The 19984-nt window shown below is 66.9% G+C and carries 18 protein-coding genes and 2 pseudogenes; 11 read left to right on the plus strand and 9 right to left on the minus strand.

The genetic code is table 11. From position 1 onward, the window contains the following. Both groEL and QOD90_RS24890 read left to right on the plus strand, forming a co-directional pair. Positions 1-173, plus strand: a pseudogene (gene groEL, locus QOD90_RS24885) (chaperonin GroEL); the annotation flags it as partial. Between the two features lie 145 nt (positions 174-318). Further along, positions 319-1152, plus strand: a complete 834-nt coding sequence (locus QOD90_RS24890; protein WP_526354094.1) for an endonuclease domain-containing protein — start codon at positions 319-321, stop codon at positions 1150-1152. Between the two features lie 63 nt (positions 1153-1215). Here QOD90_RS24890 and QOD90_RS24895 read toward each other — a convergent pair whose 3' ends face one another. Next, complete coding sequence (locus QOD90_RS24895; protein ID WP_526354096.1) at positions 1216-2535, minus strand: MFS transporter; 1320 nt, start codon at positions 2533-2535, stop codon at positions 1216-1218. An 86-nt stretch (positions 2536-2621) separates the two neighbouring features. On the opposite strand from QOD90_RS24895, the gene QOD90_RS24900 reads away from it, so the two are divergent. Further along, on the plus strand, positions 2622-3437 hold the full coding sequence (locus QOD90_RS24900; RefSeq protein ID WP_526354098.1) for an SDR family NAD(P)-dependent oxidoreductase: 816 nt from the start codon (positions 2622-2624) through the stop codon (positions 3435-3437). Here QOD90_RS24900 and QOD90_RS24905 read toward each other — a convergent pair. Continuing rightward, positions 3426-3983 carry a carboxymuconolactone decarboxylase family protein gene (locus QOD90_RS24905; RefSeq protein ID WP_526354119.1) on the minus strand — a complete coding sequence of 186 codons (558 nt, stop codon included), beginning with the start codon at positions 3981-3983 and terminating at the stop codon, positions 3426-3428. The two genes, QOD90_RS24900 and QOD90_RS24905, sit on opposite strands and share 12 nt — an antisense overlap. After that, entirely contained in the window at positions 3980-4582 is a 603-nt protein-coding gene (locus QOD90_RS24910; protein ID WP_526354100.1) for a TetR/AcrR family transcriptional regulator, read from the minus strand. Before QOD90_RS24910 ends, QOD90_RS24905 begins: the two co-directional genes overlap by 4 nt. A 126-nt stretch (positions 4583-4708) precedes the next feature. On the opposite strand from QOD90_RS24910, the gene QOD90_RS24915 reads away from it, so the two are divergent. Further along, positions 4709-6244, plus strand: a complete 1536-nt coding sequence (locus tag QOD90_RS24915; RefSeq protein WP_526354102.1) for an amino acid permease — start codon at positions 4709-4711, stop codon at positions 6242-6244. A 2-nt stretch (positions 6245-6246) separates the two neighbouring features. Then, the gene (locus tag QOD90_RS24920; protein ID WP_526354103.1) at positions 6247-7221 is read left to right on the plus strand and encodes a carbon-nitrogen hydrolase family protein; all 975 of its coding nucleotides are present in this window, start codon (positions 6247-6249) and stop codon (positions 7219-7221) included. On the opposite strand, the gene QOD90_RS24925 is transcribed toward QOD90_RS24920, so the two are convergent. After that, a complete protein-coding gene (locus QOD90_RS24925; protein WP_526354105.1) occupies positions 7116-8837 on the minus strand; it encodes an N-acyl-D-amino-acid deacylase family protein in 1722 nt (573 codons plus the stop codon). The two genes, QOD90_RS24920 and QOD90_RS24925, sit on opposite strands and share 106 nt — an antisense overlap. 77 nt (positions 8838-8914) lie before the next feature. On the opposite strand from QOD90_RS24925, the gene QOD90_RS24930 reads away from it, so the two are divergent. Next, on the plus strand, positions 8915-9292 hold the full coding sequence (locus QOD90_RS24930; RefSeq protein ID WP_526354107.1) for a VOC family protein: 378 nt from the start codon (positions 8915-8917) through the stop codon (positions 9290-9292). On the opposite strand, the gene QOD90_RS24935 is transcribed toward QOD90_RS24930, so the two are convergent. Both QOD90_RS24935 and QOD90_RS24940 read right to left on the minus strand, forming a co-directional pair. After that, positions 9289-9735: an SRPBCC domain-containing protein gene (locus QOD90_RS24935; RefSeq protein ID WP_526354121.1), complete on the minus strand. Its 447-nt coding sequence runs from the start codon at positions 9733-9735 to the stop codon at positions 9289-9291. The two genes, QOD90_RS24930 and QOD90_RS24935, sit on opposite strands and share 4 nt — an antisense overlap. A gap of 47 nt (positions 9736-9782) precedes the next feature. Then, positions 9783-10088, minus strand: a complete 306-nt coding sequence (locus QOD90_RS24940) for an ArsR/SmtB family transcription factor (RefSeq protein ID WP_526354109.1) — start codon at positions 10086-10088, stop codon at positions 9783-9785. Between the two features lie 67 nt (positions 10089-10155). On the opposite strand from QOD90_RS24940, the gene QOD90_RS24945 reads away from it, so the two are divergent. From QOD90_RS24945 to QOD90_RS24965, 5 genes are all read left to right on the plus strand, one after another. Then, positions 10156-10674, plus strand: coding sequence for a mycothiol transferase (locus QOD90_RS24945; protein WP_526354111.1), 519 nt, complete (start codon positions 10156-10158; stop codon positions 10672-10674). A 47-nt stretch (positions 10675-10721) separates the two neighbouring features. After that, a complete protein-coding gene (locus QOD90_RS24950) occupies positions 10722-11303 on the plus strand; it encodes a phosphatase PAP2 family protein (protein WP_526354113.1) in 582 nt (193 codons plus the stop codon). Between the two features lie 9 nt (positions 11304-11312). Next, on the plus strand, positions 11313-12824 hold the full coding sequence (locus QOD90_RS24955; RefSeq protein WP_526354114.1) for an aldehyde dehydrogenase family protein: 1512 nt from the start codon (positions 11313-11315) through the stop codon (positions 12822-12824). Between the two features lie 72 nt (positions 12825-12896). Beyond that, entirely contained in the window at positions 12897-13754 is an 858-nt protein-coding gene (gene ppk2, locus QOD90_RS24960) for a polyphosphate kinase 2 (RefSeq protein ID WP_526354123.1), read from the plus strand. 32 nt (positions 13755-13786) lie between these two features. Further along, the gene (locus QOD90_RS24965; RefSeq protein ID WP_526354115.1) at positions 13787-14632 is read left to right on the plus strand and encodes a hypothetical protein; all 846 of its coding nucleotides are present in this window, start codon (positions 13787-13789) and stop codon (positions 14630-14632) included. On the opposite strand, the gene QOD90_RS24970 is transcribed toward QOD90_RS24965, so the two are convergent. From QOD90_RS24970 to QOD90_RS24980, 3 genes and pseudogenes are all read right to left on the minus strand, one after another. Next, the gene (locus tag QOD90_RS24970; protein ID WP_526354117.1) at positions 14629-17226 is read right to left on the minus strand and encodes a LuxR C-terminal-related transcriptional regulator; all 2598 of its coding nucleotides are present in this window, start codon (positions 17224-17226) and stop codon (positions 14629-14631) included. The genes QOD90_RS24965 and QOD90_RS24970 overlap by 4 nt on opposite strands. A gap of 110 nt (positions 17227-17336) precedes the next feature. Continuing rightward, positions 17337-18440, minus strand: coding sequence for a catalase family protein (locus QOD90_RS24975; protein ID WP_526354125.1), 1104 nt, complete (start codon positions 18438-18440; stop codon positions 17337-17339). Positions 18441-18479: 39 nt separating this feature from the next. Further along, positions 18480-19984 (minus strand): annotated as a pseudogene (locus QOD90_RS24980) (peroxidase family protein); the annotation flags it as partial.

A 19984-nucleotide genomic window follows, 5' to 3' on the forward strand; every position in this document is an offset into this window, starting at 1 on the left:
TGCTGAAGGCCGGCGTCGCCGACCCGGTCAAGGTGACGCGCTCGGCGCTGCAGAACGCAGCCTCGATCGCGGCGCTGTTCCTCACCACCGAGGCCGTCGTCGCCGACAAGCCGGAGAAGGCGTCCGCTCCCGCGGGCGACCCGACCGGTGGCATGGGCGGCATGGACTTCTAAGTCCCGTTACGAGGAGAGCCCCGGTGTTGCGTCAGCAGCACCGGGGCTCTTTCGTTGTCCACAGTGTGGGCTCCATGCACAGCTGCGGCCCGGATCGCGTGCAGGAGGCCCACGATCGTCGGCAGGTCCCACGACCGTGGCCGGCATGCAACCCTTCCTCGGCAGCGCGGCGGTGCGGCGTGGCGATCTGACGCGACGCGGGCTCGCCCGGCACCACAGGGCGATCTACCGCGACGTGTACCTCGCACGCGACGTCGAGCTCACGGCCCGACTGCGCGCTCGGGCAGCATGGCTGTCGACGGGCGCGACGCTGGCGACGACGTCCGCTGCGGCGGTGCTCGGCACGAAGTGGCTCGATGCGACTGCACCCGCAGAGATCATCCGCGCGGATCGACACGCCCCGGCGGGCATCGTCGTACACACCTGGGATCTCGCACCGGAGGAGGTCTGCACGGTTGACGGGATGGCGCTGACCGGACCCGCTCGCACCGCTTTCGACATTGGCCGGAGTCGCCCGCTGCGTGAGGCCGTGCCGCTCATCGACGCGCTGCTCAACGCGACCCGCACGTCCCCCGAGGCGGTAGGCGCAGTTGCCGATTCGCATCGTGGTGTCCCAGGTGCGGCCAGACTCCGTTCCGCTCTGGAGCTCGTCGACGGCGGTGCGGAGTCGCCGCAGGAGAGCAGGCTCAGGATGCTCGTCGTCGGTGCGGGGTTGCCGCGGCCTGAAACGCAGATCGAGTTTCGAGAGCTGCGCATCCGCGTCGACATGGGTTGGCGCGCCTGGAAGGTCGCGGTCGAATACGACGGTGTACAGCACTGGACCGATGGCAGGCAGCGGGCCTGGGACATCGAACGGATCGCTCTGCTGGAGTCAGCGGGGTGGGTCGTCATCCGGGTGAGCGCGGACATGCTGCGGCGCCCGCACGTAGTCATCGAGCGCATCCGCGAGAAGCTACGCGCGGCGGGTTGCCCCGTGTGACCTCGACCGTGGGCCCTATGCACGAATCGGGAGCTTCTCACGTGCACAGCCCCCACGGTCGCGCTAGATGTCGGCGAGCGGCGTCGGTTTCAGCAGCAGCGTGGCCGTCACGGCGATCGCCGCGGTCGCGACCAGGTAACCGCAGGCGAGCCACGGTGTCCCGCCCGCGACACCGATCAGCGCCGTGAGGATCAAGGGTGTGAGCCCGGAAGCGTAGACGCCCGACAACTGATAGACGGTCGACAGGCCGGTGTAGCGGATCCGAGCAGGGAACAGTGAAGCGTAGAGCGTGCCCTCCGCGCCGTAGAACAGCGCGTGGATGACCCCGAACACCACCAGCAGCGCGACCGCATAGAGCCAGATGTTCTTCGTGCCGAACAAGGCGAAGACCGGGAAGACGGCCACCCCGTATGCGGCGATTCCGATGGCGTAGATCTTCTTGGCGCCGAATCGGTCGGTCAGTAAACCAGACACCGGGATCAGCAGTGCCATCAGCACGGCGGCGGCGGTGACGGCGAGCAGCACGGGAATCTTGTCGAGTTTGAGCGTTGCGGTCGCATACGAAATGGCGAATACGCCCCACGTGTTGAAGGCGGCGCCCTCACCCCATCGCGACAGCATGCCGAGTACGGTCGCGCGCAACACGGGCGGTTTGAAGACCTCCTTCAGCGGCACCGCCGCCCGGTCGTCACTGTCGCGGACCTTCTCGAACGCCGGTGTCTCCGTGGCGCGCAACCGCACTACGACGCCGAATGCCACGAGCACGATGCTGAAGAGGAAGGCGATCCGCCAGCCGTACGTCAGAAACGCATCCTCAGGAAGGACGAACTGCAACAGCGCGAAGACGCCTGTACCAAGGGCCAATCCGATGGCGAGCCCGACCTGGGGGATACTGCCGAACAGGCCGCGCCGTCGTGGTGGGCCGTGTTCGACGGCAAGCAGAACCGCACCCGCCCACTCGCCACCGAGGGCGAAGCCCTGCACGATGCGCAAGAGCAGCAACAGGATTGGCGCGAGGAAGCCGATCTGTGCGGCGGTGGGCAGGACGCCCATGAGGGCCGTCGCGCCGCCCATCAGGAACATCGTGAGAGCTAGCGTCTTCTTGCGCCCGATGCGATCGCCCACGTGGCCAAAGACGAAGCCGCCGATCGGCCGCACCAGGAAGCCGACCGCGAAGGTCGCGAACGACAGCAGCGTGCCGACGAACGTCGTCTGGTCGGGGAAGAACGCCTTATTGAAGACGAGGCTGGCGGCGGTGGCGTAGAGAAAGAAGTCGTACCACTCGATCGTGGTACCGACCAGGCTGGCCCACAGCGCGGTCCGGGCCTGCGGCGAGATCGCAAGGCTCTCATCGGCGACGACGGGGTCATTCGTGATGGTCACGGGGATCAATCAATTCACGTCTTCGGCAACGGCAACAGGTTTGGATGCGCGATGATCGAAAGTCGACGGGCTAGTAGGTTCGAGCCATGCCACTTCCGCCGCCGTCGTCGACCACAACTGCCGTCGTGACGGGGGCGTCCTCGGGTATCGGAGCCGACATCGCGCGTGAACTGGTCTCCCGCGGGCACGGCGTCACCCTGGTTGCTCGCCGGGAGGACAAGCTGCACGCGTTGGCCGCCGAACTCGGCGACGCGGTCCGCGTCGAGGTGCTGGCCTGCGACGTCGCGGACCCCGATGCGCGGGCGACGTTGTTCGACGCCGTCGCCGAGCGCGGTCTGACCGTCGAGGTCCTGGTGAACAACGCAGGCATCGGCACCATGGGTGCGGTGGCTGGCTCGACGGTGACCGCCGAGATTGCTCAGGTGCGGGTTAACGTCGAGGCCGTCATCGACCTCACCACCAGGGCGGTGCAGCAGATGGTGCCGCGCGGGCGGGGCGCAATCCTCAACGTTGGCTCGACGGCCGGCTTTCATCCGTTCCCCGGCCAAGCGGGCTACGCCGCGACCAAGGCGTTCGTACGTGCCTACAGCGAGGGTCTGCGTGCCGAGCTCACCGGAAGCGGCGTCACCGTCGCCACGCTCAATCCGGGGCCGGTCCGCACCGAGTTCCTGCAGTCGGCCGGCATGGACGAGAAGACCTTCGCCGACGCGTTTCCGAAGTTCATGTGGATGCCCTCACGTGAGGTCGCAAGGGTCGGCATCGACGCCATCGAGCACGATCGCGGTGACGTGATCGCCGGGCTGCCAAGCCGACTCAGCACCCGACTGTTCCAGTTGATCCCGCATCGACTGTTGATGCCACTGCTGGCCAAGCAACACCCCGCCCTACGGTCAGGTCGCTGACGACGGCCAGGGCCTCATCCAACCCTCGACCGGCAAATTGAGCCCGTTGCACAGCGTGCAGATGGTGCGATACCAGCCGACGGCGATGAGTAACTCCATCCGCTGCTCGTCATCCAGGTTGTCGCCCAACGCCTTCCAGGTGTCATCGGACCAGGAGCCCGACCGCTCGAGTTCGTCGACCGCGCCGATGAGTACCCGCTCTGACACCGACCACCCGGCATCGGCGCCGGTGACCAGCGCGTCGCACTCGTCGTTGGACACACCCGCGATCGGGCCCCAGAACGCGGCCTGCCCGCCCCACTCGTAGGCGCAGCCGACCAGGGCACAGATTCGCAAGATGGCGATCGTGCGTACCCGCGGTGGCAGGAGTGCCTCGACGTAGAGCGCCTCGCCGAGCTTGCGCAGCTTGGCCGCCAGCGCGGGATGGCGTTGCAGACAGCGCACCAGTAGCAGTGGCTCGTAGCTGCGGTCGGGGTGGCCCCAACCATTGATGCCCGCGGCGTCGGCATCGCTCCACGGGGGAGCCAGCGGCGAAACCCGTATCACGGCGCGCCGCCGATGTCGCAGCCGGTGACCGCTCTCGCGTACGAGAAGAGGCACCCCTTCACCTCGTCGCGAGTGCGGCGCCCGGACAACAACTCCATCTGGTACCCGTCCTCCATGGCGACGACGTTACCGGCGAGCAGGCGCGGCGGGTCGACGAGAGTGAAGTGCCCCTGAGTCTCGCCGAGAACGAAAATCGCGCTGTAGACCGCGATCTGGCGTTCGGTGAGCGATGAATCCAGCGCGGCGGCCTTCGGGTCGCGCAACGACCGCGGATAGAACTCGAACAACAACCGGACGAGCTCGTCGTCGGGGCCGCTGGCCACGCCGTGGTCGATGCTGGCCCGAAGACGGTCGCGGGCGTCGGCGAATTTTTCCGCGACGCGTTCGCGGTCCAGGCTGAAGCGCTCGATCGCCTGTTGATAGGTGTCGTAGGTCAGAGCGTCCACGTCGCCGTAGTAGAGCACCGCGGCAGGTGTGACGCCCGCGTGCTCGGCGATGTCGCGCAAGCGCACACCTTCCAGACCGCGGGTGAGCACGGCCCGGCGGACGGCCTCGCCGAGAACGAGCCGCTTGGCTTCCTGGTCCTTCTTTCGTGCCACGCGCAGTCCTTTGTCGACCCGAATCCTTACAACGAGATTTAGAGCATAACGAGCCAGCTGTTGACATCTGCGTCACACTTTCGTTAAATCAATATTTAACGAATAGCTGCCAGCCGAGGAGTGCCCGTGTCCATCCGTCACAGCGACGCCGAAACAGGTTCAAAAGGTTCACCGGAGCCGTCGGGAAAGGGGTTGCGCACCGACTCCGTCGGACTGCTGGCCGTCGTCGCTCTCGGCCTTTCCTCGGTCGCGCCCGCGTACAGCATCGCCGTCACGCTCGGCTTCGTCGTCATGGTCGTCGGGCACCTGGCCCCGGCCGCTCTGCTCGTCGGCTTCGTGCCGATTCTGCTGACGGCCTTCGCCTTTCGCGAGCTGAACCGGGAGATGCCCGACTGCGGCACCACGTTCGTGTGGAACACGAGGGCGTTCGGGCCGTACACGGGTTGGCTCTCGGGTGGCTGGGTGGTGCAGGTCGCGACGGTCATCGCCATGACGGCGCTGGCCCGTGTCGGCGCGGGTTATCTGCTCACGCTGCTGGGCTTGGATTCTTTGGCGGACAACGACTTCGCGGTGATCGCGACGGCGGTCGTGATCCTCGCTGTCGTCACCGCCATCGCCTATCGCGGCCTACAGATCGCCGCCGAGGTGCAGTACGTGCTGCTGGGACTGCAACTGGTCGCCCTCTGTGGTTTCGGCGCCGCAGCCTTCGCCCGCGACGGCGCCGAGACGCCGAATCTGTCCTGGCTCAACCCGCTGGCGTTCGACGGCTTCGGACCGTTCGCCGAGGCGGTGTTGCTTTGCCTGTTCATCTACTGGGGCTGGGACGCGCTCATCACCGTCAACGAGGAAACCAAGGACCGCGATCGGACCCCTGGACGCGCCGCGGTGATCTCCACGGTGCTACTGCTCGGCACGTACCTGTTCATCGCCTTCGCCACCATCAGTTTCGCGGGCACCGGGACCGATGGGCTCGGTCTCGGCAACCCCGACAATGCGGCCGACGTGCTTGCCACCCTCGGGCCGCCAGTGCTGGGCACCGTCTTGGCCAAGGTGGTCGAGTTCGCCATTTGCGTCTCGGCGATCTCGGCCCTGCTCACCTGCGCGATCAGCAGCCCTCGCACCACGTTGTCGATGGGTGCTCACGGCGCACTTCCCAAGGCGTTCACCCGAATTCACCCCAAGTTCCAAACTCCGGCGTTCGGCACGGTGTTCTTTGGAGCGGCGGCCGCCGTAGTGCTGACGGCGCTGGCCACGGTCTCCGCCAACTTCCTCGGCGACGCCATCCTGTCGGTCGGTCTGCTGATTGCCTTCTACTACGGAGTGACGGGCCTTGCGTGCGTCTGGTACTTCCGCCGCCAGTTGACGACGTCGGTGCGCGACCTGTTCCTGAAGGGCATCCTTCCGGCGATCGGCGGGGTGATCATGTTGGCTGCCTTCGTTCGCAGCGCGCACGACATGCTGGCCCCCGCCTACGGGGCCACGTCGTTTCACGGCATCGGCGGCGTGTTCCTGCTCGGAGTCGGCGCCATCGTCATCGGGGTGGCGGTCATGCTCGTCGTCCGGATCCGCTTCCCCGGTTTCTTCCAAGGCGGCCGCGAGGCAGTCATTACCCACCCAGCTGCACCCGCCCAAGTCACCCACCTCAACGTCACAGAGAGCTGATCATGCGTACCCTCACCATTGCCGCCATCCAGACGACTCCGGTCGCCTTCGACATCGAAGCCAGCTGGGAGCGCTTCCGCGCCCGGGTTCATGCGGTGCGCGACACCTTCCCCCACGTCGAACTCGTCGTGGTGCCCGAACTGATGCTGGCCGCGGAGGCGCCGTTACTGCAGGCCCGCGCGGACTGGATGAACGAGGTCGCCGAGCCCGTCGGAGGCCCGACCACCGACCGCGTCTGCGCGCTCGCCAAGGAGACCGGCCTGTGGCTGGTGCCCGGTAGTCTCTACGAACGCGGCGACGACGGGCTGGTGTACAACACCGCGGTTGCCGTGTCGCCGCTCGGTGAGATCGCCGCGACGTACCGCAAGGTGTTCCCGTGGCAGCCCTATGAGCAGACGACCCCCGGCAACGAGTTCGTCGTCTTCGACATCCCCGGCGTCGGCCGGATCGGGCTGGCGATCTGCTACGACGGGTCGTTTCCCGAGTCGGCCCGCCAACTGGCCTGGCTCGGAGCCGAGGTCATCATTCAGCCGACCCTGACGGCGACGTGCGACCGCGAAATGGAGTTGGTCTGCGCCCGCGCCAACGCGTGGACGAACCAGGTCTTCGTCGTCAACGTGAATGCAGGCGATCCCGCCGGCGTCGGCGCGAGTTGCATCGTCGATCCCGATGGCACCGTGCGCCAACGGGCGGGGGCAGGCGAGGAGGTGTTGATCGACTGCCTGGATCTGGACGCCGTGACCCGCGCCAGGTCCCACGGCACCTTCGGGCTGAACCGGCCATGGGACCAGATCGCCCGTCACGGTGCAGATCTGCGGCTGCCGATGTACGGCGGTGCCGCCATCCAGACGCCGCCGTGGCATCGGGACGATCAGGCGGGTGCGGCCTGCCTGCCGCGAACCAACTTGCCGGGTCGCGCGGACGTCGGGACGCCATCTTCGGCGATCACCTCTCCGGCGACCACCGTCGCGACGTAGCCGTCGGCCGTCTGGTCCAACCGTCGACCGCCTGCGGGCAGGTCGCGGGCGATGACGGGCTTGTGCAGCGTCAGTGAGGTGTGGTCGATGACGTTGAGATCTGCCTTATAGCCTTCCGCGATGCGGCCACGGTCGGCCAGGCCCGCGACCCGGGCAGGTACGGACGTCAGCTCGCGGACCGCCTCGGCCACCGTCAGTCGGCCTGATGCGCGATCACGCGCCCAGTGCGCCAGCATGTATGTGGGAAAGCTTGCGTCGCAAATCATTCCGTAATGCGCGCCACCGTCGCCGAGGCCGAGGACGACGTCATCGCGGCGGATCAGCTCGGCCACCGTGTCCAATGAGCCGTCCCGGAAGTTGGCGAGGGTGATGAGCAGCATGGCGTGCCCGTCATCGTCGAGCACGCGGTCGTAGGCCTCTTCGAGCGGGCTGACGCCGCGCGCCAGGGCCCGTGCCGCGATGCTCTCCGAGCGGGCGGGCTCGTAGTTGGGTGGGTCGCCGAGTGGGAACATCCACTCCCAGGCCTGGGCGGCGAACATCAGTGGATGCCCGTCGCTCGCCGGCCTATCCGCCAGGATGCGTTCGCGGACTTCGGTTTTGCGCATCTCGGCGACGCGCTCCGCCAGTGGCAGGTGGGCCAGTTCGCGGTAGCTCGGGTAGAGGATGAACGGGTTGCCGCTGAGCTCGAGACCGATGACCAGGCCGATGGGCCGCGGGAACACCTGGGCGGTGACGTCACCGCCCGCAGCGTTGGCCTTCTCGACGAGGTTGAGGCCGTCGACGAAGAACGGGTCACCCACGTTGCCGATGGCCAAGGTGAACGTCACCGGAAGGCCGACGTCCTCGGCGACGTCGAAAACCGTCTGCAGGGCAGGTCCATAATCACCAGCGACCAGATCGGGCACGAATTGAATCAGGCCGCCGCCGGCATCCTTGACGCCGAGCGCGATCGCCTCGATCTCGTCGTGTCCGGCATTGAAACTTGGTATGGGCTGGCCGCTTTCGCTCTTGTGCAGCGTCAACCGGGATGACGCGAAGCCTAGTGCGCCGGCCTGAACGGCCTCGGCGGCGAGCTTGCGCATCTGGGACAGATCCTCGGCGGTGGCGGCCTCGCGGTCGACGCCACGCTGCCCCATCACGTACACGCGCAGCGGCGAGTGTGGCAGGTAGGCGGCGACGTCGATGTCCCGTCGACGGCCGTCGAGCGCATCGAGGAACTCCGGAAACGTCTCCCACGTCCACGGCAGGCCGTCGACCATGACGACACCGGGAATGTCCTCGACGCCGGCCATCAGATCGACGAGCGTCTCGTGATCGTCGGCCCGGCACGGTGCGAAGCCGACGCCGCAGTTACCCATCACCGCGGTCGTGACGCCGTGCGCCGACGACGGCGTCATGCGGTCAGACCAGATCGCCTGACCGTCGTAGTGGGTGTGAAGGTCAACGAAGCCCGGGGTGACCAGCAGACCGCTCGCGTCGATCTCGCGGGCGGCCTGGCCGTCGACCGCGCCGATCGCGACGATCACGCCGTCGGACACCGCGACGTCGCCGACGAACGGCTCACCACCCAAGCCGTCGACGATCGTGCCATTGCGAATGAGCAAGTCGTACGCCATACCTGAATGTACGACTGCTCGCTGTCAAGATGCCAGGATTGTCGGTCGTTGTCGGTGGCCTGTGCCAGGATCGGCCCGTGATCGATCACTTCGGAATCATCAGCGCCGACTATGAGAAGTCCAAGGAGTTCTACGACTCCGTGTTGGCCGTGCTGGGGCACAGCCGACAGATGGACGTCGGGCCGGCCATTGGATACGGCAGCAACGGCAAGCCCGACTTCTGGCTGGAGGACGGCGCCGGTCGAGAGGTTGGCGCGGCGATCCACTTCGCCTTCCAAGCCGCCAGTACCGATGAGGTCCGCGGGTTCTACGATGCGGCACTGAAGCTGGGCGCGGAGTCGTTGCACGCGCCGCGCATCTGGCCGGAGTACCACCCCGGTTACTTCGGTGCGTTCGTCCGCGACCCCGACGGCAACAACGTCGAAGCCGTCTTTCACGGCGCGGCGGCAGGCTAGGTGCCAAGCGCCTCGGCGTAGTCGTCCCGAAGCGCAGCCCAACCACGCGCGGCTGCGTCGGGTCCGGTAGCGCGCGGCGTGTCGGAGCCGCCGAGTACCTCGTCGAGCACGGCGAGGCAGACATCCCATCCGGCGGCGTTCATGGCGGCCGGATCTCGTTGCGGCATCGTCTGTTCCAGCGTCAGTCGGCAGCCCGCCGCGGTCGGCGTGAGGCGCCAGCGCACCAGGTTGTCGTCGCCCCAGCGGTGGACCAGTTCCCGCGGCGGGTCGATCGTGAGCACCTCGCCATCGACGGGATCGTCGCCGGGGTTCTCCCGTACCTGCCGTGGGCCATGGGCGTCGAACGGGCCGTCCGGCACCACCGGCGACCAGCGTGCCAGTCGCTCGGGCTCGGTTAGCCACGGCCACACCACCTCTGGCGGGTGAGCGAAGTCACGCTCCATCGTCAAAAGCCAAGCGCCCTGGTGGCTTCGCAGAGTTGCGTCCAACGTCATGATTGCTCCTCCTCGATCAGATCGGCCAGACGGTCCAGGCTCATGGACCACTTGCGGTGGTACGGCGTGACCCAGGCCAGCACCGCAGGAAGTGGATCGTCAGCCAGCCGGTAGATCCGGCGCTTACCGTCCACCCGCACGTCCACGGCTCCCGCATTGCGCAGCACGGCGAGGTGCTTGGACGCCAGTGATTGGGAAATGTCAAGTTGGACAACGAGTTCCCCTACATCGCGGTCGGCATCGCGCAGGGTGTCGAGGATCCGGCGTCGAGTCGGATCGGCGACTACTGCGAACGCGTCCACTCATTCATATGACCACGCAATCATATGAATGTCAAGGCATGCAAGTGGCGTAGTAGCGTTGTCGACCATGGCTGACACCGACATCGCGGCTGCCCGTGAGCTGCTGCGCGATTCGTTCACCCGCCTCATCGAGCACGCCGACGACCTTGCCGACGGCCTGACCGATGACGTCGCGTACCACCAGCCTGCGACGGGCGCCAACACGATCACCTGGCTGCTGTGGCACAGTGCCCGCGTTCAGGACGCTCAGCTCAGCGAGATCGCGGACACCGAGCAGGTGTGGTTCCGCGACGGCTGGGTCGACCGGTTCGCGCTCGACCTCCCGAGGGATGCCCACGGCTACGGCCACACTTCCGAGGAGGTCGCCAAGGTCCGGGCGCCGGCGGCCCTCCTCGCCGGGTACTACCGCGCCGTGCACGCCATGACCTTGGCCTACGTCGCATCGGTCACCGCGGAGGATCTCGAAGCGATCGTGGACCGCCGCTGGACGCCGCCTGTCACCGCGAGTGCCCGCATCGTCAGCATCATCGACGACTGCGCGCAGCACCTCGGGCAGGCGGCCTACATCCGCGGGCTGGTCGCTTGATCGACAACTCAGCAAACGTCATCGGATCACAGGTAACCTCGGCGTCGATGACTGTCGCTCACGTTCTTCGCTGGTGGCCGCCGATTGGCATCCTCGCGATGGTGTTGCTCGGGGTGGCTGTCGGCAAGGGTTCGACTCCGCTCGACGATTGGTTCATTCGCACCGGACACGCGCACCGGTCGTTGAGCAAGCTGCTCATCTTCACCAATGACCGCGCGGTGGTGATCTTGTGTGCAGTCGTCGTGGTCGCGTTCCTGTGTCGACGGCAATGGCGCCTCGCGGCAGTAGCCGTGGCGACACCCGCCCTTGCGCTCGCCTCCGAGCAAATCTTGAAGCAAGTCTTCGGCCGCGAGAAGTTGGGTGGGCTGGCCTATCCCAGCGGTCACGTGGCGCTCACCATCGTCGTGACGAGCATGGCGGTGATACTGCTCGGAACCGCGCTGTGGGCAGTCGTGGCGGCAGTTGCCATCAACGTGCTGGGGTTGTTCGGTCAGGCGTTCACCAACCACTACTTCACCGACACCATCGGCGCTGTTCTACTGGCTACCTCGGTGGTTTGCATCGCCGTTCGGGTGGCTGGACTTGACAGGTGTCAACCCCATTGCGATCTGGATCACAGCAGCGGTTAGCATGGGCGTATGACTGCAACGCCCGAAGTTGACACAGGAGCGAACATCCTCAACCCCGCCACGGGCGCGGTTGCTGGCACAGTGCGGTGGACCGATCCGGCCGACGTACCGCGCATCGCCGCGGGATTGCGGCAATCTCAGCGGGAGTGGGAGGCGCGCGGCGCCGCAGGCCGCGCGAGGGTGCTGGCCCGGTATGCCGTGTGGCTCGGTGAGCACCGCGACGAGATCGAGTCGCTGCTGATCAAGGAGACCGGCAAGTCGGCAACGGACGCCGCCCAGGAGGTGCCGTTGCTAATCATGATCGCCTCTTATTACATCAAGACGATGGAGAAGGCGCTGGCGCCGGAGACCCGGCCGGCCTCGCTACCGTTCCTGTCGATCAAGAAGGTCGCCGTGCACTACCGGCCGCGTGCGGTCGTCGGCATCATCGCGCCATGGAACTACCCGGTCGCCAACCTGTTGATGGATGGCATCGCCGCGCTCGCGGCAGGCTGCGCCGTGCTGCTCAAGCCGTCCGAGCGCACCCCACTGACCGCTGAATTGCTGCTGCGGGGCTGGCTCGACTCCGGAGCACCCGAGGTGATGGCGATCGTGCAGGGCGCCCGCGAAGCAGTCGAGGCCGTCGTCGACGTCAGCGACTACATCCAGTTCACCGGCTCCAGCTCGACCGGGGCCAAGGTGATGGAGCGCGCCGCCAGGCGACTCACCCCGGTGAGCCTAGAACTCGGCGGCAAGGATCCGATGATCGTGCTCGAGGACGCCGACGTCGACCTCGCCGCGCACGCTGCCGTGTGGGGTGCGATGTTCAACGCCGGCCAGACGTGTGTCTCCGTCGAGCGGGTCTACGTTCTCGCGCAGGTCTACGACGCGTTCGTCGACGCCGTCGTGCGCGACGTGAAGAACCTGAAGATGGGCGCGGGGGAGGGCTTCGACTTCGGCGCGCTGATCGACGACAGCCAGGTGGCCGTCACCGCGAAGCACGTCGACGACGCCGTCGCCAAGGGTGCGCGCGCGCTGACCGGCGGTGCCCGCCCGACGGGTCCCGGCAGCTTCTACCCGCCGACGGTGCTGGTCGACGTCGACCATTCGATGGCGTGCATGACGGAGGAGACGTTCGGGCCCACGCTGCCCATCATGAAGGTGGCCACCGTTGCCGAAGCGGTGCGGTTGGCCAACGACAGCCCGTACGGACTGAGCGCCTCGGTCTTCTCGCGTGACGTCGAGCGAGCCAATGACGTTGCCCTGGAACTGGATTGCGGCGCAGTCAACGTCAACGACGTGATCTCCAACCTGATGTGCACCACCGCACCAATGGGCGGTTGGAAGACCTCGGGCATCGGGGCACGCTTCGGCGGCGCCGACGGCTTGCGCAAGTTCTGTCGCCAAGAGGCCATCGTCTCGCCGCGGACCAGCGTCGGCGCGGGCGGCAACTACTACAACAACTCGCTCAAGGCGATGAAGCGGATGAACACGATGATGACGAAGTTCGCGTTGATCCGTCCGAAGCGCGCGGCCAAGTAGTCCCGCGCCACCTTCCGTTCACTCCCACGTCACCCGGACGTCGGCGCGGGTCGATATCGTGCGCCGGTGACCATGCTTGAAGGGACTGAGTTCTACTCCGTCCGCGACGACGACGATGACGACCCCGTGTTGGTGCACCACCCCAGCGGAGCCGACGTCGACACCTGGCGCGAGGGCTACCCGTACGACGAACGCATGTCGCGCCAAGACTACGAGGAACAGAAGCGGCTGCTTCAGATCGAGCTGCTCAAGCTGCAGGTGTGGAGCCAGACCAATGGGCTGCGCCACGTCATCGTCTTCGAGGGCCGCGACGCCGCGGGTAAGGGCGGCACGATCAAGCGGTTCATGGAGCACCTCAACCCGCGCGGCGCCCGCGTCGTCGCATTGGAGAAGCCCACCGAGCGCGAGCGCACGCAGTGGTACTTCCAGCGCTACGTGAAGCATCTGCCTGCAGCGGGCGAACTGGTCCTGTTCGACCGGTCCTGGTACAACCGCGCTGGCGTCGAGCGGGTGATGGGCTTCTGCACAGCCGATCAGCACGCCGAGTTCATCAGCCAGGTCCCGTTGTTCGAGCAGATGCTGGTCAACGACGGGATCAGCCTCACCAAGCTGTGGTTCTCGGTCACACAATCCGAACAGCGCACCCGCTTCACGATCCGACAGGTCGACCCCGTGCGCCAGTGGAAACTCTCGCCCACCGACCTCGCCTCGCTGGACAAGTGGGACGCATACACCGCGGCCAAGGAAGACATGTTCGAGCTGACCGATACCGACACCGTGCCGTGGACCGTGGTCAAGAGCAACGACAAGAAGCGTGCCCGCATCAACGCCATGCGCTATGTCCTCGGTAAGTTCGACTACGACAACAAGGATCACGAGGTGGTCGGCCGCGCCGACCCACTCATCGTGGGGCGTGCATTGGCCGACTGACAGGTCTGCGTTCCAGACGGGAGGACGCACCAATGCGGTGGTTTGCGGCCTTCCTGTTGTGGATCCTCACCACCGTCGCGCTGGCCGTGGCGGTCCCCGCGACCTGGGCGCAGCACAACGTCGTCGACCAAACCGGCTACTCGGCGCTCGCGACGTCGGCCGCCAAGGACCCCGCCCTGCAGCAGGCGATGGCGGGGGCGCTGACCTCACAGCTGATGGCGTTGTCCGCCAACTCCGGCTACGACGTCAACGAGACGTTGTTCACCGGGGCCGCGCGGGCGTACACCGCCAGCGCGGGGTTTCCCGGTCAGTTCGCGCTCGCGAATCAGGTTGCGCACCGCTGGATGTTCACCGACACGGTCGGTCAGTCCGATTCGTCCGGTCGCTGGGAGATCGATCTGTCGCCGATGCTGGCGGATGGTTCGTTCCAGCAGACGCTGTCCGACTTCGGCATCCAGGCGCCGAAGACGCTGGAGGTTCCGCTCACCGAGAACGTCTCGCAGTCACTTCGCCCTGGCCAACTGCGGGACGTGGCGAAGTGGGGTCCGTGGGTGAGTGTCGGCGCCGCCATCCTCGCCGCGGTGCTCGCGCTCTTGACGCTGGCTGCGGCCAAGCGCCGGGGCAAGGCTCTTGCCGCCCTTGGTGTCTCGGGATTGATCGTGGGCGCAGGCGGCTGGGCCGCGATCGAGGCGGGACGGCGCTACGTCGACGATGCGCTCAACTCCACGACGGTTGACGTCAAGAACGTCGCCGCCGCGATGGTCGACCACGCCATCGGGAACCTGCACCTGTGGCTGAATCTGACGCTTGCGGCGGGCGTTGTGCTCGTCGTGCTTGGTGCGCTCGCGTCGATGCTCGGCGGGATGCGTCGCAACTAGTTGTTCTCGGGCCGCACGATCTTGCCCAACTCCTCACGGTCGGTGACGTCGAGCTTGATGCAGGCGCGGTAGATGTGGCCCTCGACCGTGCGCACCGAAACCACCAGGCGTTCGGCGATCTCGCGGTTGGTCAATCCTGCGGCGACCATGGCCGCGATCTCGCGTTCCCGGGACGTCACCGGTAGGGGCGCCGCCGCGGCCCGGACCGCCGGCGTGAGGACGCCGCCGCACGCCGCGGCCAGGCGTAGCGCTCGTGCCGCCGCCTCGGAGTTGCGGCGACGATCGCCCGTGCGATCGTGCACGCCGGCGGCCTGGGCCGCCGAGTCGGCCGCGGACAGCAGGAACCCGGCATCTTCGAACGCCACACTCACCGCGTCCAGCGCCACCCCGTCCGAACTGGACACGGCGGCGGCGTGGCTGGCGTACAGGTCGGCGAGCGGCCCGGCGATGCGATTGCGAAGCGCGTCCAGTCGGCCCGCCACCGTACGGTCGCCGAGGCGGGCCAGGTGGTGCAGCGCCTCGCCCTCGACGGCGTACTGACCCGAACGATGACTCAGATCAGCTGCGGCCCTTGCCAAGTCGAGGGCGGACCGCTCGGACCCCTTGGCTGCGGCCAGCCACGACTTCGCGATCAGCACCTGCGGTTCGTGGATCGCGACGGACGGCCCGGTGTGTTCACCCGCCTCGGTCAGGACGCGCTCGGCCTGCTCGACGTTGCCCAGCGCCGAATAACTCTTGGCGAGAAGTAGTCGCGCGGGCAGTCGCCACGGCAGCGAGGCCTCGGCGGTCAAGGCCGCGAGCGCCTGCTCGATCGAGGAGATGGCGTCGGGGAAACGGCCGCGGTAGGTGGCCACGACACCCGCGGTGATCCTGGCGATGGCCCAGCCAAGGCGCTGCCCCGACGACGAGAACGTCGCGTACTCCGCCGCTCGCTCGTCGGCCAGGTCAAGCTGGCCGACGGTGGTCAGGGCCAGCACGTCGCCGTAGCGCACCATCACCTTGATCATGCCGTCGGTCGACTTCTGTTGTGCCCTACTGGTCGCCGCGATCGGCTCGAAGTCGTCGCCGCGACCTGCCACCGGCATCGCGAGGCCCGCGCTGAACGCGGCGAAGTCGAAGGCCTGTTTGGGTGCGTCGGGGTCGGACAGCACGGCCTCGGCGACCGCCAGGCCCTCTTCGATTCTGTTCTCGTGCACGGCAAGTGCGGCCGACGTCGCCTGGACCACCAACCTGAGGGCGGGATGCCGGACCCGCTCGGTGAGTATCTCCATCACCGAATGTGCTTGTCCGACAGCGCCCATGGACCAGAACAGGATCGACACCCGCGGGATGCCCCACTGGACGAGCGCCAGTTCGTCGAGCTCGTCGGGATCGAACCGGGCCAGGATGTCGTCTGCCTCCGAGGGGCGGCCCTGCCACAGCAGGGCTCTGGACAGAACCTCCGCCGCCCGCAGCCCACCGTCGTGGTCGAGGGCGCAGCGGGCGAGGTGCTCTCCGAGCGGAATGTTGGACAGGGAGATTGCGTCCTTGGCAGCGGTGATCAGCAAGCCCGGATCCGGGGTCTGGTCGCTGTCGACGTAGAGCTGGGCCAGCCGGATGCGGGCAGCGGTGGTGTCGGACGGGCGGTCGCGCAGCGCCGTGACGATGCTGCCGCGCAGTCGCCGAGCCGACGCGGTGCCGGTGCGCTGCCTGACCACCTCGCCATAGAGCGGGTGGCTGAACCAGGCGTTGAGGCGGACGCCATCCTGTGTGACGCGGATCAGGCCCTGTACCTCGGCGGCCTCGACGGCGTCCTCGCCGGCCAGCGAACACAGGACGTCGACGTCGCAGGGTTCGCACAGGGCCAGGAGTTTCAGTGTCTTCATCACCTCGGTGGTGGCGCGGTCCAGCCGATGTGAGAGCAGCGAGGCCAGCCCCGAGGAAATGACGGTCGCGCCCCTCAACTGCCACACGCCGGACACCTCGGTCAGCGTGCCTGCATCGACGGCGCCTTCGACGAGGTGCCGGAGGAACAGCGGGTTGCCGCCCGAGGAGTCCCACATGACGTCCGCGCTGAGCCCCTCGAGGCGGCCGCCGAGGACCGTCTCCACCAGAGCGATGCTTTGCTGCTTGGACAACGGTGCGAGTTCAAAACGCCTGAGGTAGCCGTCTTTCCACAAAGAGGTGACTGCATCGGGAACGGGTTCTCCGCTACGGATGGTCGCTACGAACCGCGCCGCCCGCTCGACGGCGATTTGATGGACGAGCGTGGCCGACAGTTCGTCCAGCAGATACGCGTCGTCGACGCCGATGACGGTATCCGGTTCTGCGAGAAGCGATTCCCGTGCCGAGGCGATGAGAGCCAGCGGGTCGCGCGATCCCGATGGCGGCACCTGCTGGGCGAAGACGCCGAGCGGAATGCTCCTGGCGGATTCGGTGCAAGCGATCCAATGCACCTCCGACGGCAGGGTAGCCACCACACTGCGGGCGAGGGTGGTCTTGCCAACCCCGGCAGGGCCGACGAGTACCACGCCGCCACTGCCAGGGTCGGTGAGCGCCTGGCTGATCGCAGCGAACTCGGCAGGGCGATCCAGCATCTGCCATTGGCCGGCCATGGTTTGCGAGTGTAGGTGCCGGCCGTGCGGTTCGCTGGCTAATCAGCAGGTACCGCCGGGTAACGTTGGCTGGCCGAGTTAGCCTGCGCCACCGATCATTTGCTGTGCGACTAGTCGGGGAGTTCGGAGACGTCGGACGGCTCGCGGCGCTCCACGTTGTTGTGCTCGTGCCGGAAGTCGCTGGACGCGTCGTAGACGAGCTTCTTGAGACGGTTGATGGACCCCAGCGGACGGTGCGCGGCCAGCCCCCGCCACGAGTTGAAGGAGAGCACGTCGTCGCCGTACACGCGCCGCTCCGTGGTGTCCGGGTTCTGCACGGGGAAGGTCAGCTTCGCGACACCGCGGTGTGGCGACGCGTCCTCCGGCCAGTCGATGGACGCGTCCTCGACCGGCATGGCGGTGAGGTCGGTGCAGAGCTGGACCTGGAACTCGTACTCGGCGCTGTCGGTGCGGAACAGGTCGACCACCATGTCACGGTGGGCGTCGTCACCCGCCGTCGACGGAACCACCTGACTTGCAAGCGATGTCACCGATTTCGACGACGGAACCACGGCGAACCGCGCGATGTAGTCGCCGTAACGCAACGCCGACGACGAGAAGTACGACTCGCCGAGCACCGGCGTATTGGGCCTGGCGAACAACTCCAACGCCCTCGGGAGGCGCAGGCCCACGCGCGGCAGGATGCGGTTCCCGAGCCAGGCAAGGACGCGGCTCGCGAACTGAAGGACGGAGTCCGGTGTGCGGGCGAGCAGCTTGGCCAGCGGCATGCCGCGCTTCAGGTACGCCGCAGCGTCGGCGAACGGGAACTCGCGGTGCGTGACGAGGATGAAGTCCTGAATGGTAGTGTCGTCGTCGGACAGGATCTTCGGCCCGGAGACGCCGAGGACCTTGATGCCAAGCCCCCTGATGCCCTTGGTCTGGTCGCTCCGCAGCGCGCCCGCGGTGCTCGACAATCGAGCCACGACGGGGTAGCTGGCAGCTTCGGCGAAAAGTCCCTGTCGTAGCTCGTCGGGCAGGTCCGGATAGACGGTCAGCTCGCCGCGCAGCAGGCCGTGACTCTTGGCGTGGGCATCGCGGATGCCGTGCCGGTACTTCTTCAGCGCCCACACGTTGTTCGTGTTCAGCGAGGCTGCGATCTTGAAGACCAGCCCTTCCTCGTCGATTCTGGGTTGCTCCACGTCCTCGCGGTAACGAACGTACGTGGGGGCGGCCATGTTGGCTCCCGTCGGTTGGCCGGTGTCACCGGTGGCGGTCCACGGCGCGAACGGATTCTTGACCCCGGAGAGGGCGGGCGCCAGGTCGGGGAAGTGTCGCAGCAAAACGGTGCGCATCGAGTTGTGCCGAATCCAGTCCATCCCGGCGGGCGTGTAGATCTCGGGCCGGAAGTCCCTGGTGAAGAAGCGGTCGCTTTCGAGGCGGCGTGATGCCATCAGGATGAACACGCGAAACGCGGTGTCGCTGAAGCCGAAACCCGGCGGCTTCGGCTCGGCGTACATGCCGACGATGAGATCGACCCGCTCGACGTCGCCGTAGACGTCCTCGAGTTCGCGCGCCCACACCGCGTTGTCGGTCAGCTCTTCGAACGTGGCGGCGGGCTTGAGCCGGAACAAGCGGCGGAACTCGTTGTAGCGCGGCACACCTCGCTCGCGTACCCGTAGGACGTCCACCGCACCAAGATCGATGGTGTGTGAATCACGAACGATGTTGGTCAACTGGACGGGGAAGTTGTGCAGCGTGATGGCGCCGGGATGAGCCCGCCCGAACGAGTAGAGCAAATCAGCCATCGGCGTCTCCGAGAGGCGCTGGCGGACGTCCGCGAATTGAAGGTCGGCGAGCCCGTGCGTGCTCAGCACGCGGTCATCGGCCAGGGAGCGGAACTCGTAGTCGTCGGGCAGCAGTGGATGCATGCGGTACACCGCGACGAACTCCTCGGTGAGCGAGTACGGCACGTCGTGATGGTTGGTCGGCGATCCAGGGATCCCTGCGAACACCTCATTGCTGGTGAATCGGCGGATGAAGGGGTTGAGTCGTTCGCCGAAGACGCCGAACCAGTTGGCACGCATCGCGAACGTCGTCGTGGGGTGGGCGATGATCGCCGGGGTCCAGTCGATCGTGTGGATCTTGGCCATCAGAGCCGCGTTGATCAGCCGGGCCTTGTCGTACAGCTCCTGGTCGGTCAGGTCGGGGTAGTGCTCGGCGAGCGTGTCGCAGATGGCGTTGTGCTCGCGCATGAACAGCGAGTGCAGCAGCGCGAGCCCCACCCAGAAGTTCGCTGCCACGCCGGTCGGATCCAGGGCCGCTTGCAAGGTCGCCGGCGGGAGGCCGAGTTCGTCGACCCGCAGTTTGCCGTCCTCGAAGGACCGCAGGGCGTTGGCGAACTCCCCTGTTGCGCCGTAGATCTGGGAACCGTCCCACCAGTGGGTGTCGTCGGTGACGAAGGTCGGCGGGCCCTGCTTGTCGGGCTTCGGATCGGGTTCCGTCCGCCGGACGGACATCACCCCTTCCGTGCCGTCATCGTTGCGCGTCGGGATCTGCCACGGCTCGTCCGGCGTCGTCGGGTGGCTCAGCCAGTCGTGCACCTCGAACTGGATCCATGCCGCGGCGAGCAGGTTGAGCGTGGTGGCAGGCTGAAATTCCGTGCGGTGCAGCAGCTGACGGCTGATCAGGCTGGGATTCGGGCTCAGAAGATTCGCGTCGTCCTCCCTGGCGACGTCGAACAGGGGCACGTTGCGCCCGAACCGGCACCCTTGGGCGCCCA

This window comes from Mycobacterium sp. (assembly GCF_032161845.1).
Taxonomy (GTDB): Bacteria; Actinomycetota; Actinomycetes; order Mycobacteriales; family Mycobacteriaceae; genus Mycobacterium.